Source organism: Achromobacter insuavis, from assembly GCF_902859645.1.
Lineage (GTDB): Bacteria > Pseudomonadota > Gammaproteobacteria > Burkholderiales > Burkholderiaceae_B > Achromobacter > Achromobacter insuavis.
In genome coordinates this window covers 100,662-115,358 of record NZ_CADIJR010000001.1, presented here as the reverse complement: position 1 = coordinate 115,358, position 14,697 = coordinate 100,662, and the positions used below count along the sequence as shown (strand labels likewise).

Annotated in this window: 13 protein-coding genes; 7 read left to right on the top strand and 6 right to left on the bottom strand. The window is 68.9% G+C overall.

Features of this window, described 5'->3' with window-relative positions; genetic code table 11:
- Nucleotides 1-32 precede the first annotated feature (32 nt).
- Nucleotides 33-1,340 (top strand): fimbrial protein, encoded by a 1,308-nt coding sequence (locus H0523_RS00485; protein WP_238924922.1) that lies wholly within the window; start codon nt 33-35, stop codon nt 1,338-1,340.
- 94 nt (nt 1,341-1,434) lie between these two features.
- Nucleotides 1,435-3,264 (top strand): DNA helicase RecQ, encoded by a 1,830-nt coding sequence (recQ, locus tag H0523_RS00480; protein ID WP_054432887.1) that lies wholly within the window; start codon nt 1,435-1,437, stop codon nt 3,262-3,264.
- Between the two features lie 102 nt (nt 3,265-3,366).
- On the opposite strand, the gene H0523_RS00475 is transcribed toward recQ, so the two are convergent.
- Nucleotides 3,367-4,422 (bottom strand): cytochrome d ubiquinol oxidase subunit II, encoded by a 1,056-nt coding sequence (locus tag H0523_RS00475; RefSeq protein WP_054432886.1) that lies wholly within the window; start codon nt 4,420-4,422, stop codon nt 3,367-3,369.
- The gene (locus H0523_RS00470; RefSeq protein ID WP_054432885.1) at nt 4,419-5,762 is read right to left on the bottom strand and encodes a cytochrome ubiquinol oxidase subunit I; all 1,344 of its coding nucleotides are present in this window, start codon (nt 5,760-5,762) and stop codon (nt 4,419-4,421) included. Before H0523_RS00470 ends, H0523_RS00475 begins: the two co-directional genes overlap by 4 nt.
- A gap of 136 nt (nt 5,763-5,898) precedes the next feature.
- On the opposite strand from H0523_RS00470, the gene H0523_RS00465 reads away from it, so the two are divergent.
- Nucleotides 5,899-7,665 carry a glutamine--tRNA ligase/YqeY domain fusion protein gene (locus H0523_RS00465; protein WP_054432884.1) on the top strand — a complete coding sequence of 589 codons (1,767 nt, stop codon included), beginning with the start codon at nt 5,899-5,901 and terminating at the stop codon, nt 7,663-7,665.
- A gap of 319 nt (nt 7,666-7,984) precedes the next feature.
- Here the strand turns inward: H0523_RS00465 and H0523_RS00460 are convergent, their stop codons facing one another.
- The 3 genes from H0523_RS00460 to H0523_RS00450 are packed head-to-tail and all read right to left on the bottom strand — an operon-like array spanning nt 7,985 to nt 11,207.
- A complete protein-coding gene (locus tag H0523_RS00460; protein ID WP_054432883.1) occupies nt 7,985-8,977 on the bottom strand; it encodes a Bug family tripartite tricarboxylate transporter substrate binding protein in 993 nt (330 codons plus the stop codon).
- A gap of 53 nt (nt 8,978-9,030) precedes the next feature.
- Nucleotides 9,031-10,284: a CaiB/BaiF CoA transferase family protein gene (locus H0523_RS00455; RefSeq protein ID WP_054432882.1), complete on the bottom strand. Its 1,254-nt coding sequence runs from the start codon at nt 10,282-10,284 to the stop codon at nt 9,031-9,033.
- Nucleotides 10,281-11,207: a hydroxymethylglutaryl-CoA lyase gene (locus tag H0523_RS00450; protein ID WP_054432881.1), complete on the bottom strand. Its 927-nt coding sequence runs from the start codon at nt 11,205-11,207 to the stop codon at nt 10,281-10,283. Before H0523_RS00450 ends, H0523_RS00455 begins: the two co-directional genes overlap by 4 nt.
- Before the next feature lie 103 nt (nt 11,208-11,310).
- On the opposite strand from H0523_RS00450, the gene H0523_RS00445 reads away from it, so the two are divergent.
- The 4 genes from H0523_RS00445 (at nt 11,311) to minE (ending at nt 14,259) form a co-directional block, all read left to right on the top strand.
- Entirely contained in the window at nt 11,311-12,042 is a 732-nt protein-coding gene (locus tag H0523_RS00445; protein ID WP_054432880.1) for an IclR family transcriptional regulator, read from the top strand.
- Nucleotides 12,043-12,132: 90 nt separating this feature from the next.
- Nucleotides 12,133-13,014, top strand: coding sequence for a septum site-determining protein MinC (minC, locus tag H0523_RS00440; protein WP_054432879.1), 882 nt, complete (start codon nt 12,133-12,135; stop codon nt 13,012-13,014).
- A gap of 168 nt (nt 13,015-13,182) precedes the next feature.
- The gene (gene minD / locus H0523_RS00435; RefSeq protein WP_035361266.1) at nt 13,183-13,998 is read left to right on the top strand and encodes a septum site-determining protein MinD; all 816 of its coding nucleotides are present in this window, start codon (nt 13,183-13,185) and stop codon (nt 13,996-13,998) included.
- 3 nt (nt 13,999-14,001) lie between these two features.
- The gene (minE, locus tag H0523_RS00430) at nt 14,002-14,259 is read left to right on the top strand and encodes a cell division topological specificity factor MinE (protein WP_006393143.1); all 258 of its coding nucleotides are present in this window, start codon (nt 14,002-14,004) and stop codon (nt 14,257-14,259) included.
- A 133-nt stretch (nt 14,260-14,392) separates the two neighbouring features.
- On the opposite strand, the gene H0523_RS00425 is transcribed toward minE, so the two are convergent.
- The gene (locus H0523_RS00425) at nt 14,393-14,617 is read right to left on the bottom strand and encodes a YMGG-like glycine zipper-containing protein (protein WP_006388976.1); all 225 of its coding nucleotides are present in this window, start codon (nt 14,615-14,617) and stop codon (nt 14,393-14,395) included.
- Nucleotides 14,618-14,697: the final 80 nt, after the last annotated feature.

Genomic DNA, 14,697 nt, shown 5'->3' with positions numbered 1-14,697 from the left:
CTGGGGCAGCGTCCCCTTTCTACACTGTCGTTATGCCCGCCCCTGCATCCTGGCGCAGACGGCTGCTGTACACGGCGTTGACGGCAGGCTTGGCCAGCCCGTTCGCGTCGGCGTTCGGCGGCACGCCCGCGGCCCCCCTCTCCCCTTCGCCGGCCCCGACCTACGTGGCGCGCGGCATCGGCGTGCTGGCGCCGGTGCAACCGGTGCCGGTCCGGCCCGCGCCGTCGCTGGAGTCGCGCGCGGTGCCGCTCGACCCCACGCCCTGCGACATGCAGACGGCCGAACCGGCCATGGATACCAGCGTGGCCGGCGGCAATGACGCGGAGCTGATACCGGGGACGGGCTCGACCCTGTCCGGCGATGCCAGCGCCGGCCCGCTGGGCTGCACGCCGCCCCAGGCCGCCGCCGACCCGTCCGACACGCCCGAATACGCCTTCGACCTGGAAAGCGGCGATATCCCGCGCGTGCCGGTGGTGGTGATCTCCGGCGTGTCGCGGCCGACCCGTCCCTGGTTCTCCTCGGTCAGCGGCCAGGACGGCCTGCGCTACGGCGGCGACCGCAACTGGGTCTACCGCAACACCACCGGCCCGTCGTTCTCGGTGGGCAACATCAACGCCAACGCGCCCACCTGGGGCAGCAGCGCGCCCGTCGGCGGGCTGCAGATCTCCAACCTGCAAAGCACCACGGCGCCGCTGGCGGAAGGCAGCTTCGGCTATTCCTCGTCGCTGGGCCGGCTCAACCGCATGGATCCGAGCGCCACGTCCGGGGCGGTCGACTACGGCGCCTCGGTCGGCAACAGCACCGTCCGCTACGGGCTGACGCCGGTGCTGACGCTGGAAGGCCAGATGCAGAGCGCGCCGGCGCTGACCACGCGCGGCATGGGCACCACCTATTCCGCCGGCGACTACGGCACCTTCCAGGCCGGCGCCACTCAGAGCTCGTTCGACGCCGCCAGCGCCTGGCGCTACCGCTTCGGCTACAACGTCGACGTGGCCGACGCGGTCAACCTGGGCTACACCAACGAACAGATCGGCGCCGGCTTCGGCGACCTGTCCACCTATTCCGGCGGCGTCGCCGCGGCGCCGCAGACCCGCAACACCCTGTCGGCCGGGGTGCCGATCACCGGCTGGGGCACGCTCAGCGGCACCTATTCGGGGCTGCACGAGGGCTCGGTGCTGGCCGAACAGCGCGTCGGCCTGTCCCACAGCATGTTCGTGGCGCCCAAGGTCAAGCTGGCGGTGGGCGCCGACCGCGACATCATTTCCGGCAATTACGAGTGGCGCGCCAACCTCAGCATGCCGGTGGACACCTTCATGCGCGGCACGTGGCTGAGCTGGTGATGCGGGTCGCCCGGCGGACGGAAATATCCCCCCGCGCCCGGGCGGCCGGATTTGCGGCTTAAAATCCCCGCCATGATGCTCCCGGCCTATCCCCATGTCTGACGCGCGCGCCCTCGGCGTCCTGCAGCGCGTTTTCGGTTACGAATCCTTCCGCGGCGACCAGCAAGCCATCGTCCAGCAAGTCATCGACGGCGGCGACGCGCTGGTCCTGATGCCCACTGGCGGCGGCAAGTCGCTCTGTTACCAGATTCCGTCGCTGGTGCGCGAAGGCACCGGTATCGTCGTGTCACCCCTGATCGCGCTGATGCAGGACCAGGTCGACGCGCTGACCGAACTCGGCGTGCGCGCCGCCTTCCTCAACTCGACGCAGGAATGGCGCGTGGCCCGCGACGTCGAGCAGGCTTTCCTGGCCGGCGAGCTGGACCTGCTGTACGTGGCGCCCGAGCGCCTGCTGACCGACCGCTGCCTGCAGCTGCTGGAACGCGGCAACATCGCGCTGTTCGCCATCGACGAGGCCCACTGCGTCTCGCAATGGGGCCACGATTTCCGCCCGGAATACCTGGGCCTGTCGATGCTGCACGAGCGCTGGCCCGATGTGCCGCGTATCGCGCTGACGGCCACCGCCACCGCCGAGACCCGCACCGAGATCGCCCAGCGCCTGTCGCTGACCGACGCGCACCACTTCGTCTCCAGTTTCGACCGCCCCAACATCCGCTACCGCATCGTCGAGAAAAACGAGGTGCGCAAGCAGCTGCTGGACATGATCCGCACCGAGCACGAGGGCGAATCCGGCGTGGTCTACGCGCTGTCGCGGGCGCGGGTCGAGGAAACCGCCGAATTCCTCTGCAACCAGGGCATCGACGCCATGCCGTACCACGCCGGGCTCAGCGCCCAGGTGCGGGCCGCCAACCAGGCGCGCTTCCTGCGCGAGGACGGCGTGGTCATGGTCGCCACCATCGCCTTCGGCATGGGCATCGACAAGCCCGACGTGCGCTTCGTGGCCCACATCGACCTGCCCAAGTCGGTCGAGGGCTACTACCAGGAAACCGGCCGCGCCGGCCGCGACGGCCTGCCCGCCACCGCCTGGCTGGCCTATGGCCTGCAGGACGTGGTGCAGCAGCGCCGCATGATCGACGAATCCCCCGGCGACGACGCCTACCGCCGCCGCCTCGGCCAGCAACTGGACGCCATGCTGGGGCTGTGCGAAACCGTGGAATGCCGCCGCGTGCGGCTGCTGGCGTATTTCGGCCAGCACATCACGGCCTGCGGCAATTGCGACGTCTGCCTCGATCCGCCCCAGGCCTGGGACGGCACCGTGGCCGCGCAGAAGGTGCTGTCGGCCGTCTACCGCCTCTGGAAGGAACGCGGCCAGCGCTACGGCGCCGGCCACATCATCGACATCCTGCGCGGCAAGGTCACCGACCGCACCAAGCAGCACGGCCACGAAACCCTGAGCGTGTTCGGCGTGGGCGAAGACCTGAGCGACACGGCCTGGCGCGGCGTGCTGCGCCAGTTGCTGGCGCAGGGCCTGCTGACCGTCGACAACGAGGGCTACGGCACCCTGGCCCTGACCGAGGGCAGCCGCGCCGTGCTCAAGGGCGAACGCCAGCTGATGCTGCGGCGCGACTCCGAAAAGAAGACCCGCTCGGGCAAGACCGGCGGCACCCGCGCCAAGGCCGCGGCGATCGACCTGCCCGCCGAACTGCAACCGGTGTTCGAGGCGCTGCGCGCGTGGCGCGGCGAAGTGGCCAAGAGCCACGGCGTGCCGGCCTACGTCATCTTCCACGACGCCACGCTGCGCGAGATCGCGCTGGCCCAGCCGGAATCGATGGACGCGCTCAGCCACATCAGCGGCGTCGGCGCGCGCAAGCTGGAAGCCTACGGCGAAGAGATCCTGCAACGGGTGGCGCGGCCGGTGCTGTAGCGGCCGGCGGTTCTCGATAGCAGCCGCTTCGATGACGGCTGTGCGGCGGCCGTCCGCGTGGCGGCCCATGCGGCGGGCGCCTCGACGGCGCCCGCGTTGCCGTCAGGGCGACGGCGGCGGCAACAGCGGCACGGGCGCGCGTTCCCGGCCGAACACCGAGCGGTAGGCCAGGATGTTGAACACCAGCACCACCGGAATCCCCACCACCGCGCCGGCCATCACCAGCCGCATCGAGCCCAGCGCGCCGGCGCCGTCCCACAGCGTCATGTCGTCCAGGATCAGGTAGGGGAACAGGCTGTAGGCCAGGCCGCTCAGCATCAGCAGGAACAGCGCCACGCACAGCACGAAGGGCAGCCAGCTGAAGCGGTCGGCGCGGCCCGGCAGGCGGGCCAGCAGCATTTCGGCGGCGACGAAGCCGGCCAGCATCAGCACCCATACCGTGGCCGCCAGGCTCAGGTGGGCGATGTTGCTCCATTTGTAGAAGATGCCGGCGTTGGCCAGGCCCAGCGTGACGGCGATGGCGACCATGCCGACCGCGGTCCAGCGGATCGCGTGGCGCGCCCAGTTGGCGGCGCGGCGCTGCAGGTCGCCGTCGACCCGCATCACCAGCCACGATGCGCCCAGCAGCACATAGGCGGCCACGGCGCACAGGCCGACGAACAGCGCGAACCAGCCATAGCCGGCGTCGGATTGGTAGCCGGTGGCGATGCGGCCGAGCAGCATGCCCTGGCCGAAGGCGGTCATCAGCGAACCGGCCCAGAAGGCGAAGATCCAGCGCGGCTTGGCCTCGTTGCGGGCGCGGATGCGGAATTCGAAGGAGACGCTGCGCAGCACCACGCCCAGCACCATGAAGGTGAGCGGTCCGTAGAGCTTGCCCAGCACCGCGCCCCAGGCGAACGGAAAGGCCGAGGCGAACAGCCCCATGCCCAGCAGCAGCCAGAATTCGTTGGCGTCGCGCCAGGGGCTCAGCAGGCTCATCATGCGGCCGCGCTCCTGTTCGGGCGCCAGCTGCAGCAGGATGCCCACGCCCAGGTCGAAGCCGTCCAGCACCACGCCGGCGGCGATGACCACGAACAGCAGGCCCATGAACGCCAGCGGCATCCAGAAGGAAGGATCATCGGGACTCAGCCCCTGCGAGGCAGCGAGCATGGCGATCATGGCGTTCCCCCGCCCAGTTTGCGCACCGGCACCACGCCGTAGCGGGCCGCGTGGAACAGCATGCCGGCGAAGGCCGCCAGCAGCAGCGCGTACAGCAGGCCGTAGCCGATCAGACCGTACAGCACGGTGCTGGAAGACATGGGGCCCAGCACCTCGGTCTGGGTGATCGTGCCGTTGACGACGAAGGGTTGCAGGCCGATGACGGACACCCACCAGGCGGCGACGACGGCGATGCCGCCGGAGAACATCATGCCGCACAGCACGCGCTGCCACCATCGCGACACCACCGCGACATCCATGCCGCGGCGCCAGGTCAGCAGGACCGTGACCCAGGACACGGCCAGCATCAGCAGGCCCAGCCCCGCCGCCACCCGCAGCGACCAGAAGGTCAGCGCCACCGGCGGCAACATGCCCGAATACTTGTCCAGCCCCTGGTAGGTGCCGTCTTCATTGCGGTGCAGCCACATGCCGCCGGCGTTGTTCCAGGTCCAGTCGGCCACGTTGGTGTGATTGCGGGCGTCCGGCCAGCCGAACAGCACCAGGCGCGGCTCGGCGCCGCTTTCCCAGTAGCCGGCGGCGGCGGCGGCCTTGGCGGGCTGGTACTGCGCCACCATCTGGCCGGCGCCGGAGGCCACCGGCAACTGCAGCACGGAAGCCAGCGCGGCGATCGCCAGGCCGGTCTTGAAGGTGCAGCGCTCGCCGTCGTCCAGCGGACGGCGCAGGGCCTGCAGCGCGGTCACGCCCATCATCAGGAAGGCCGCGGCCAGGGCCGAGCCCACCACCACCACGGCCATGCGCCAGCCGACCGAGGGGTTCAGCACCACCGCCGCCCAGTCATAGACCTGGTAGCGGCCATCGACCAGCACGGCGCCGTCAGGCGTCTGCATCCACGATTGCAGCGCCAGCACCCAGAACAGCGCCACCAGCTGCCCCACGGCCACCATCAGCACCGCCAGGGTATGGGCGCCGTCGGACACGCGGCGCTGGCCGAACAGCATGACGCCCAGGAAACACGACTTGAGGATGAAGACGGACAGGATGCCGTAGCCCAGCAACGGCCCGGCGACGTTGCCGATCTTGTCCATCAGGCCGGCCCACAGGCTGCCCAGCTGGATCAGCACCGGCACACAGGCGGCCAGGGTCAGCACGAAGGACAGGGCGAAGATGCGGACCCAGAAGCGGTAGGCGGCGGTCCAGCCGCCCTGCCCCGAGACGCGGGCGCGTATCTTGAAGAACAGCAGGACCCACGCAAGCGCCAGGGCCACGGCCAGGAACAGCGCCAGAAAGCTCAGGCTGGCCACGAATTGCGCGCGGGCCAGGGAAAGGGTGGAGATATCCATGATGGCCCGTAGTGTAGAGCCAGTTACATGGCAATGGGGGCCAGTTTGAAACCGCTTGCAGCGAGCCAAAAATGGCTTGTCACGGGAACGTGGCAAAATTGACGCTTTGTCGCTGCTTTTTCCTATTCTTTCAAGAATGACCTCCGCCACGACGCCGACCCCCGCCGCATCCAATTTCCTGCTCAACATCGTCGAAGACGACCTGCAAGCCAACCGCTTCCAGGGCAAGCGTTGGGCGGGCAAGCCTGGACCGGCCTCCGTGCAGCAGCAGGGCGAACCCGACCCGGCGAAGATCCGCACCCGTTTTCCGCCGGAGCCCAACGGCTACCTGCACATCGGCCACGCCAAGAGCATCTGCGTGAATTTCGGCCTGGCCCGCGATTTCGGCGGCGTCTGTCACCTGCGCTTTGACGACACCAACCCCGAGAAGGAAGACCAGGAATACGTCGACGCCATCATCGAGGCCGTGCACTGGCTGGGCTTCGACTGGAAGGCCGACGGCCGCGAGAACCTGTATTTCGCCAGCGACTACTTCGGCTATATGTATGAGTTCGCCGAGGCGCTGGTCGAGGCCGGCCACGCCTACGTCGACGCGCAGAGCCCCGACGAGATCCGCGCCAACCGCGGCACCCTGACCGAACCCGGCACCGACTCGCCCTGGCGCAACCGTCCGGCCGCCGAGTCCATCACGCTGCTGCGCGAGATGCGCGACGGCAAGCACCCGGACGGCAGCCTGGTGCTGCGCGCCAAGATCAACATGGCGTCGCCCAACATCAACCTGCGCGACCCGGTCATGTACCGCGTGCGTCACGCCACCCACCACCGCACCGGCAACCAGTGGTGCATCTACCCGATGTACAGCTGGGCGCACCCGGTGGAGGACGCGCTGGAAGGCATCACCCACAGCGTCTGCACGCTGGAGTTCGAAGACCAGCGCCCGTTCTACGACTGGATCCTGGAACGCCTGGCCGAACTGGGCAAGCTGGCCCGGCCGCTGCCGCACCAATATGAGTTCTCCCGCCTGAACCTGAGCTACGTGGTCACCAGCAAGCGCAAGCTGCTGCAACTGGTGCGCGAAGGCCACGTGGACGGCTGGGACGATCCGCGCATGCCGACCATCTTCGGCCTGCGCCGCCGCGGCTACACGCCGGCCTCGATCCGCCTGTTCTGCGACCGCACGGCGGTGTCGAAGTCGGATTCGCGCATCGACTACAGCCTGCTGGAGCAGGCCGTGCGCGACGACCTGGACCCGATCGCGCCGCGTTCGGTGGCGGTGCTGGACCCGCTCAAGCTGGTCATCACCAACTATCCGGAAGGCCAGACCGAGATCTGCACGGCGCCGCGCAATCCGCACGATCCGGAAGCCGGCGTGCGCGAATTCCCGCTGTCGCGCGAGCTGTGGATTGAGCGCGATGACTTCCGCGAGGAAGCGCCGAAGAAGTATTTCCGCCTGTTCCCGGGCAACCTGGTGCGCCTGAAGTACGGTTATGTGGTGCGTTGCACCGGCTTTACCAAGAACGAGGCGGGCGAGGTGGTCGAGGTGCAGGCGGAGTACCTGCCTGAGACGCGCAGCGGCACGCCGGGGGCGGACAGCGTCAAGGTCAAGGGCAATATCACCTGGGTGAGCGCGGCGCATGCGGTGCCGGCGCAGATCCATCTGTACGACCGCCTGTTCGCGGATCCGCGGCCGGATGGCGGCGACAAGGATTTCCTGGCCTGCCTGAATCCGAATTCGAAGCAGACGGTGACGGCGTGGCTGGAGCCGGGCACGGTGGCGACGCCGGGGGCGACGTGGCAGTTCGAGCGGCTGGGGTATTTCACGGCTGACTTGAAGGAGTCGACCGTGGAGAAGCCTGTGCTGAATCGGGTGGTGACGTTGCGGGATTCTTGGGCGCAGGGGTGAACGGGTTTTGCCTTGTTGCGTTGTGTATTCAAAAAAGCGCCTTCGGGCGCTTTTTTTTATGGCCAGCGAGGTTGTGGGCTTCGTAGGCCGCGCCTCGCGCGGTGGGCCTGGGGAGGGCGTGCCCACGATTGCGGTCCGGAATCGAGCGTTGAGGCCGGGCTGGATACAGGGGTTCCGGAGAGGTTTTCGGGGCCCGCCAAAATCGGCCGCGCGGGCGGCCGGTTTTGGCATACGTGGTGTCTGGCGTTGGGGCGATGGGCGCTGCGCGGAGGGGGCAGGGAGATTGCTTTGGGGGGGCGGGGACGCCCCCCGCCCTCTTTCAGTCCAGTTTGATGTTGGCGGCCTTTACTACGTCGGCCCACTTGGCGGTTTCGCTTTTCATGTAGGCCTCGAAGTCGGCGGGGGTGCCGCCCAGGGGTTGGCTGCCTTCGTCTTCCAGGCGCTTGATGACGGCGGGTTCCTTGAGGACGGCCTGCATGCGGGCGTTGAGCTGGTTGACCATGTCGGGGGACATGCCGGCGGGGCCGACCAGGCCGGTCCAGGCGGACGCTTCGAAGCCGGGGTAGCCGGATTCGGCGACGGTGGGGACGTCGGGCAAGGCGGCCAGGCGGGCGTTGGAGGTGACGGCCAGCGCGCGCAGCTTGTTGGCGGCGAGCAGGGGGAAGGCGGTCTGCGGGGTGATGAAGTAGAGGTCGGTCTGGCCGCCGACCAGGTCGGTGACGGCGGGGCCGGCGCCCTTGTAGGGGACGTGCAGGAACTCGACGCCGGCGCGGCGCGCGAGCATGACGCCGGACATGTGGCCGATGGTGCCGTTGCCGGCGGAGGCCAGGCGCAACGCGGCGGCGGGCTTTTTCCTGGCGTCGTCGACGAGGTCGGCGAGGGTCTTGTAGGGCGAGTCGGCGCGCACCACCAGGACCACCGGCTGGGCCGCGACCAGGCCGACCAGGGTGAAGTCCTTTTTCGGGTCGAAGGGCATCTTCGGATACAGCGCGGGGTTGATCGCGAGGTTGGCGGCCTGGCCCATGCCGACGGTGTAGCCGTCGGGCTGGGCGCGGGCCACGTAGTCCATGCCGATGTTGCCGGTGGCGCCGGGCTTGTTCTGCACCACCAGGTTCCAGCCGGTGGCCACGCCCAGGCGCTCGGCCAGAAGGCGGCTGACGACGTCGGTGCCGCCGCCCGGCGGCATCGGCACGACCAGGTTGATGGGGCGTTCGGGATAGGCGGCGATGGCGGGCGCGGCGCCGGCCAGGGTGGCGACGGCGATCGCGGCCGCGGCCAGGCGGCGCGGCAAGAGGCGCGAGAGGGCATGCATGAGTTGTCTCCAGAGGGGATATATATCGGGCGGGACGGCCGGGGCCGACAGGGTTAGTTCACAGGCCCCACGACGCCTGCTTCGGTCAGGGCCGCGATCTGCGTCGCGCTCAGCCCCAGGGTTTCCAGCAACTGGGCGCCATGCGCGCCCAATGCCGGGGGATCGATACGCACGCCGGGGCGGCGGCCGCCCAGCGTGATGGGCAGCAGCGGCACCTTGGCATGCGCGTTGACCGCCCCGCTGCCCGCCCCGCTGCCCGCACCGTCTTGCGGCAGGGCGATCTCGGCCAGGCCGCCGGTGGCGGCCAGGTGCGGATCGTCGAACAGGTCCTGCGGCTTGGCGATGGGCGCGTAAGGCAGGCCGTGCGCCTCGAAGCGGGCGGCGATGGCGGCGGCCGGCTCGGACGCCAGGCGTTCGCGCAGGATCGGCATGAGCCAGGCGCGGGCCTCGACACGGTCGTTGTTGCCCGCCAGGCGCGCGTCGGCGGCCAGGTCGGCGAAGCCGAAAGCGTCGCAGAACAGCTTCCACTGGGTGTCGGACACCACGGCCAGGAAGATCTGTTCGCCGTCCTTGACGGTGAAGACGTCGTACACCGCCCACGCCGATATGCGACTGGGCATGGGCGCGGCGGGCTTGCCGGTGACGGCGTACTGCATCATGTGATGGCCGACCAGGAACACGTTGTTCTCGAACAGCGCGCTCTGCACTTCCTGGCCGCGGCCGGTGCGCTGGCGCTCGAGCAGCGCGGCCATGGCGCCCATGGCGCCGAACATGCCGCCCATGATGTCGTTGACGGCCGCGCCCGCCCGCAGGGGGCGGCCTTCGGGGCCGGTCATGTAGGCCAGGCCGCCCATCATCTGCACCACCTCGTCGAGCGCGGTGCGGTGCTGGTAGGGACCAGGCAGGAAGCCCTTGTGCGAGACGTAGATCAGGCGCTCGTTCAGCTTCGACAGCGTGGCGTAGTCCAGCCCCAGGCGCGCCATGGTGCCGGCCTTGAAGTTCTCGCTGACGATGTCGGCGGTGGCGATCAGCTTGAGCACCAGCTCGATGCCGCGCGGATCCTGCAGGTTGACCGGCAGGCTCTTCTTGTTGCGGTTGAACATGGTGAAGAAGCCCGCGCCCGAGCCTTTCAGGCGGCGCGTGTTGTCGCCCTGCACCGGTTCGATCTTGATGACCTCGGCGCCCAGGTCGGCCAACATCATGCCGCAGGTGGGGCCCATCACCATGTGGGTGAATTCGACCACCCGAATGCCCGTCAGCGGCAGGGCCGGTTCGGCGCTGGCCGGATGGGGGTCATGCGTACTCATGCGGCCTCCCGCGCGTAGGTGAATCCTTTCGGCAGGCCCGCGTCGGGCAAGTGGCCGTACAGCGCTTCGCCCGGCAACCCGTCGCGCAGCGCGGCGCGGGCCGCCATCAGCGCGTCGACGTCGATGCCGGTATCCAGGCCCATCGACTCCAGCAGGAACACCAGGTCCTCGGTGACGATGTTGCCGGAGGCGCCCGGCGCGTAGGGGCAGCCGCCCAGGCCGCCCTGGCTGGCGTCGAAGGTGTCGACGCCGACCTCCAGCGCCGCCACCACGTTGGCCAGTCCCTGGCCGCGGGTGTTGTGGAAATGGGCGCCGCCGGCGCGCGCGCCCAGTTCGGCGCGCAGCGCCTTGAACAGGCGCCCGACCTGCGCCGGATTGGCGTAGCCGGTGGTGTCCGACAGCCCGACCTCGTCGACGCCCAGCTGCGCCATGGCCACGGCCATGCGCAGCGTGTCGGCTTCCGGCACCTGGCCGGCCAGGGTGCAGCCGAAGGCGGTCGACAGACCGGCCTCGAGTTTCACGCCGGGATGGCGGGCGTCGCGCAGCGCCACCACGGCCGCGACTTCGTCACGCATCTGCGCGTGGGTCTTGCGCACGTTGGCCAGGGAATGGGCCTCGCTCACCGACACCGGCAGCGTGACCTTGGCCGCGCCGGCCTCGAAGGCGGCCTGCGCGCCGCGCAGGTTCGGCGCCAGCGCCGCGACGTGCAGGCCGGGCAACTGGCGCGCGCCGGCCACCACCTCGGCGGCATCGGCCATCTGCGGCAGCAGCTTGGGCGGCACGAACGAGCAGACCTCGATTTCGCGCAGGCCGGCCGCCGCCAGCGCGCCGATCCAGCGCAGCTTGGCGGGCGTGGACATGACGGCGGCGATGCTCTGCAACCCATCCCGGGGGCCGACCTCGCTGACTAGAATCTGGGGCATTGACTTTCTCCTTAGCGTTCTATAAGATAGAACGACGTTCTATAAATTATTCCCCATCCGGATTCCGGGTGTCAACCCTGCCTGCCCGAAAGGCCGTTTCGCCATGCCCAGAAAAGCCAGCCAGCCCTCCCTCGCCGACCAGCACGCCGCGCCCGGCGGCGCCGCCGCGGTCGATCGCGCGCTGTCGGTGCTGTCCGCCTTCCGCACGGGCGACACCGCCCTGACCCTGGCGGAACTGGCCGAGCGCACCCAGCTCTACAAGAGCACCGTGCTGCGCCTGCTGGCCTCGCTGGAACACGGCCGCCTGGTGCAGCGCAGCGCGGACGGCCACTACACGCTGGGCGCGGAGATCGCGCGGCTGCACGCCGTGTATGCGGCGTCGTTCTCGCTGGAAGGGGTGGTGATGCCGGTACTGCGGGAACTGACCCGCGTGACCCGCGAAAGCGCCGCGTTCCACGTGCGCCAGGGCGACCATCGCCTGTGCCTGTACCGGGTGGATTCGCCGCAGCCGGTGCGCGACCACATCAAGGCCGGCGACCTGCTGCCGCTGGAACGGGGCGCGGGCGGACGCGTGCTGATGGCCTTCGCCGGCGCGGCCGGCGAGCCGTACGAGACCATCCGCCACAGCGGCGTGGTGGTGCTGGAGGGTGACCGCATGCCCGAGCTGTCCGGCATCTCGGCGCCGGTCTTCAATGAAACGGGGGCCCTGGCCGGCGCCGTCACGCTGACCATGCCCACGCCGCGGCTGCAACGCGAACATGCGGCGCTGGTGGTGGCCGCCGCCGCCGAAGCCACCCGCAACCTGGGGGGTTTTTACCCTTGGCCGAACGATTGAACGGGGCCCGGGCGGGTTATCATGCCCGACATTCCGCAGCCGGTTGCGCGCGCCCCTTCCAGGCGCCCCGAACCGCCAGCCCCAATCAAGATGAACACTGAATCCCTAGCCCTGGACTTCAAGAGCGCCACCCTGTATGCGATCCGGGTGGTCCTGCACAGCGCCGACCCCGAACGCCTGAACGCCGCGCTGGCCAAGCGCATGGCCGACGCCGGCAGCTTCTTCGAGAACGAGCCCGTGGTGATCGACGCCAGCCGCGTCGAGGAAGCCATCGACTGGGCCGCGCTGGTCGGCGCCTTGCGCGGGCACAACCTGCCGCCCATCGGCGTGGTGGCCGAAGGCGCCAACCTGGCCGCGGCCCGCGCCGCGGGCCTGACGCCGGTGGAGCTGTCCACCCCGGCCGCGCGTCCGGCGCAGGTGATCGACACCGCCCCGCCCAACGACGTCGCCACGCCGGTGCCGTCGGTGCCGGCCGCCGCCGTCGAGATCGCGCCCGCGCCCACCACGGCTGCCGAAGCGCCGGCCGAAAAGGCCGCCGAACCCGCCACGCCCAAGAGCGCGGCCGAACCGCTGCCCGAGCGCGCCGCCGCCAGCACCACGTCGGCCGCCAGCCCGACGCCGGCCGCGCCGCAATCGTCGTCGGCCCTGGTCATCACCCGCCCGCTGCGTTCCGGCCAGCGCGTCTACGCGCGCCACACCGACCTGGTCGTGATCGGCATGGTCAGCCAGGGCGCCGAAGTCATCGCCGACGGCAACGTGCACGTGTACGGACCGCTGCGCGGCAAGGCCATGGCCGGCGCGCGCGGCGACACCTCGGCGCGCATCTTCACCACGCATCTGGATGCCGAGCTGCTGGCCGTGGCCGGCGTCTATCGCGTGGTCGAGGACAAGCTCGACCGCTCGCTGCACAACCAGCCCGCGCTGGTGCGCCTGGATGGCGATACCTTGCGCATCGAGGCCCTGAAAGCCTGAGCGGGCCGGCCTCTGGCAAGACCGCGCCAGGCTCGGAACGGTCTTGCATCGACAGACTCTGTTTACCTTGAACGGGCGGTGCCCGTTCAACACATTCTGTAAGAAGCCTTACACGGGCTTTTTGCTTTACGATAACGCGATTTATTCGAACATAAGGGTTTGATCGTCATGACACGCATTGTTGTGGTGACTTCCGGCAAAGGCGGCGTGGGCAAAACCACGACGAGCGCCAGTTTTTCCGCGGGCCTCGCGATGCGGGGCCACAAGACCGCTGTCATCGACTTCGACGTCGGCCTGCGCAATCTCGACCTCATCATGGGCTGCGAGCGTCGCGTGGTGTACGACTTCGTCAATGTGATCCAGGGTGAAGCCACGCTCAACCAGGCGCTGATCAAGGACAAGCAGCTTGAAAACCTGTTCATCCTGCCCGCCTCGCAGACGCGCGACAAGGACGCGCTGACGCAGGAAGGCGTGGAAAAGGTCATCAACGACCTGAAGGAAATGGGCTTCGACTACATCGTCTGCGACTCGCCCGCCGGCATCGAGACGGGCGCGCTGATGGCGGCCTATTTCGCCGACGACGCGCTGGTCGTGACCAACCCCGAAGTCTCGTCGGTGCGCGACTCCGACCGCATCCTGGGCATCCTGGCGGCCAAGTCCAAGCGCGCCGTCGAAGGCGGCGACCCGGTCAAGGAATTCCTGCTGCTGACGCGCTACAACCCCAAGCGCGTGGTCGACGGCGAGATGCTGTCGCTGGGCGACATCGAGGACATCCTGCGCATCAAGCTGATCGGCGTCATCCCCGAGTCCGAAGCCGTGCTGCAGGCCTCGAACCAGGGCCTGCCGGCCATCCACCTGAAAGATACCGACGTGTCCGAGGCCTACAAGGACGTCGTGGCCCGCTACCTGGGCGAAGACAAGGCCCTGCGCTTTACCGACTACGAAAAGCCGGGTTTCCTGAAACGCCTGTTCGGAGGCAAGTAAGCAATGTCCTTCCTGTCGTTTCTGCTTGGTCAAAAGAAAACATCCGCTTCCGTCGCCAAGGAACGGTTGCAGATCATCCTGGCCCACGAGCGGGGCCGTGGCGACTCGCCCGACTACCTGCCGCAGTTGCAGCAGGAACTCATCGCGGTGATTTCCAAATACGTGAAGATCAACCCCGAGGACATCAAGGTGCACCTGGAACGCCAGGACACCCTCGAAGTGCTGGAAGTGAAGATCGAGATGCCGCAAAGCGAATCCTGACGCGTTTTCCGCGCGCCGCTGGCCGGCGCCGGATCCGCACGCGATGCGCGCAAAAAAACGCCCGGCAATGCCGGGCGTTTTCGCATTTGGGCGCAGCGCGCCAGCCTGCGCTGGCGACCGCCTGGTTCGCGGTTTAGTGCTTGCCCACCTGATCGCCGATGACGCCGCCGATGGCCGCGCCGCCCACCGTGCCGAGAATGCCGCCGTTGGTGATGACGGCACCCGCCACGCCGCCGAGCGCCGCACCGCCCACCGTGCTTTTCTGGCGATGGCTCATGCTATCCCACGACGAGCAACCCGCCATGGCGGCGGCCATGGCAACAGCGACACAGATTTTGGAAAGAGATGCGATTTTCATGATGAGGCTCCTATTCTTGTCCCCGGGGTCGCACCAAGATCCAGACGCGAGCGCACGATGCCCCTTGTGGGTTTAGAGCC

Coding starts and splice junctions, on each gene's coding strand:
- H0523_RS00425 (WP_006388976.1), bottom strand. CDS start 14,617: ATGAAAATCGCATCTCTTTCCAAAATCTGTGTCGCTGTTGCCATGGCC.
- minE (WP_006393143.1), top strand. CDS start 14,002: ATGTCCTTCCTGTCGTTTCTGCTTGGTCAAAAGAAAACATCCGCTTCC.
- minD (WP_035361266.1), top strand. CDS start 13,183: ATGACACGCATTGTTGTGGTGACTTCCGGCAAAGGCGGCGTGGGCAAA.
- H0523_RS00475 (WP_054432886.1), bottom strand. CDS start 4,422: ATGATCGCCATGCTCGCTGCCTCGCAGGGGCTGAGTCCCGATGATCCT.
- H0523_RS00445 (WP_054432880.1), top strand. CDS start 11,311: ATGCCCAGAAAAGCCAGCCAGCCCTCCCTCGCCGACCAGCACGCCGCG.
- H0523_RS00460 (WP_054432883.1), bottom strand. CDS start 8,977: ATGCATGCCCTCTCGCGCCTCTTGCCGCGCCGCCTGGCCGCGGCCGCG.
- H0523_RS00485 (WP_238924922.1), top strand. CDS start 33: ATGCCCGCCCCTGCATCCTGGCGCAGACGGCTGCTGTACACGGCGTTG.
- H0523_RS00465 (WP_054432884.1), top strand. CDS start 5,899: ATGACCTCCGCCACGACGCCGACCCCCGCCGCATCCAATTTCCTGCTC.
- minC (WP_054432879.1), top strand. CDS start 12,133: ATGAACACTGAATCCCTAGCCCTGGACTTCAAGAGCGCCACCCTGTAT.
- recQ (WP_054432887.1), top strand. CDS start 1,435: ATGTCTGACGCGCGCGCCCTCGGCGTCCTGCAGCGCGTTTTCGGTTAC.
- H0523_RS00450 (WP_054432881.1), bottom strand. CDS start 11,207: ATGCCCCAGATTCTAGTCAGCGAGGTCGGCCCCCGGGATGGGTTGCAG.
- H0523_RS00470 (WP_054432885.1), bottom strand. CDS start 5,762: ATGGATATCTCCACCCTTTCCCTGGCCCGCGCGCAATTCGTGGCCAGC.
- H0523_RS00455 (WP_054432882.1), bottom strand. CDS start 10,284: ATGAGTACGCATGACCCCCATCCGGCCAGCGCCGAACCGGCCCTGCCG.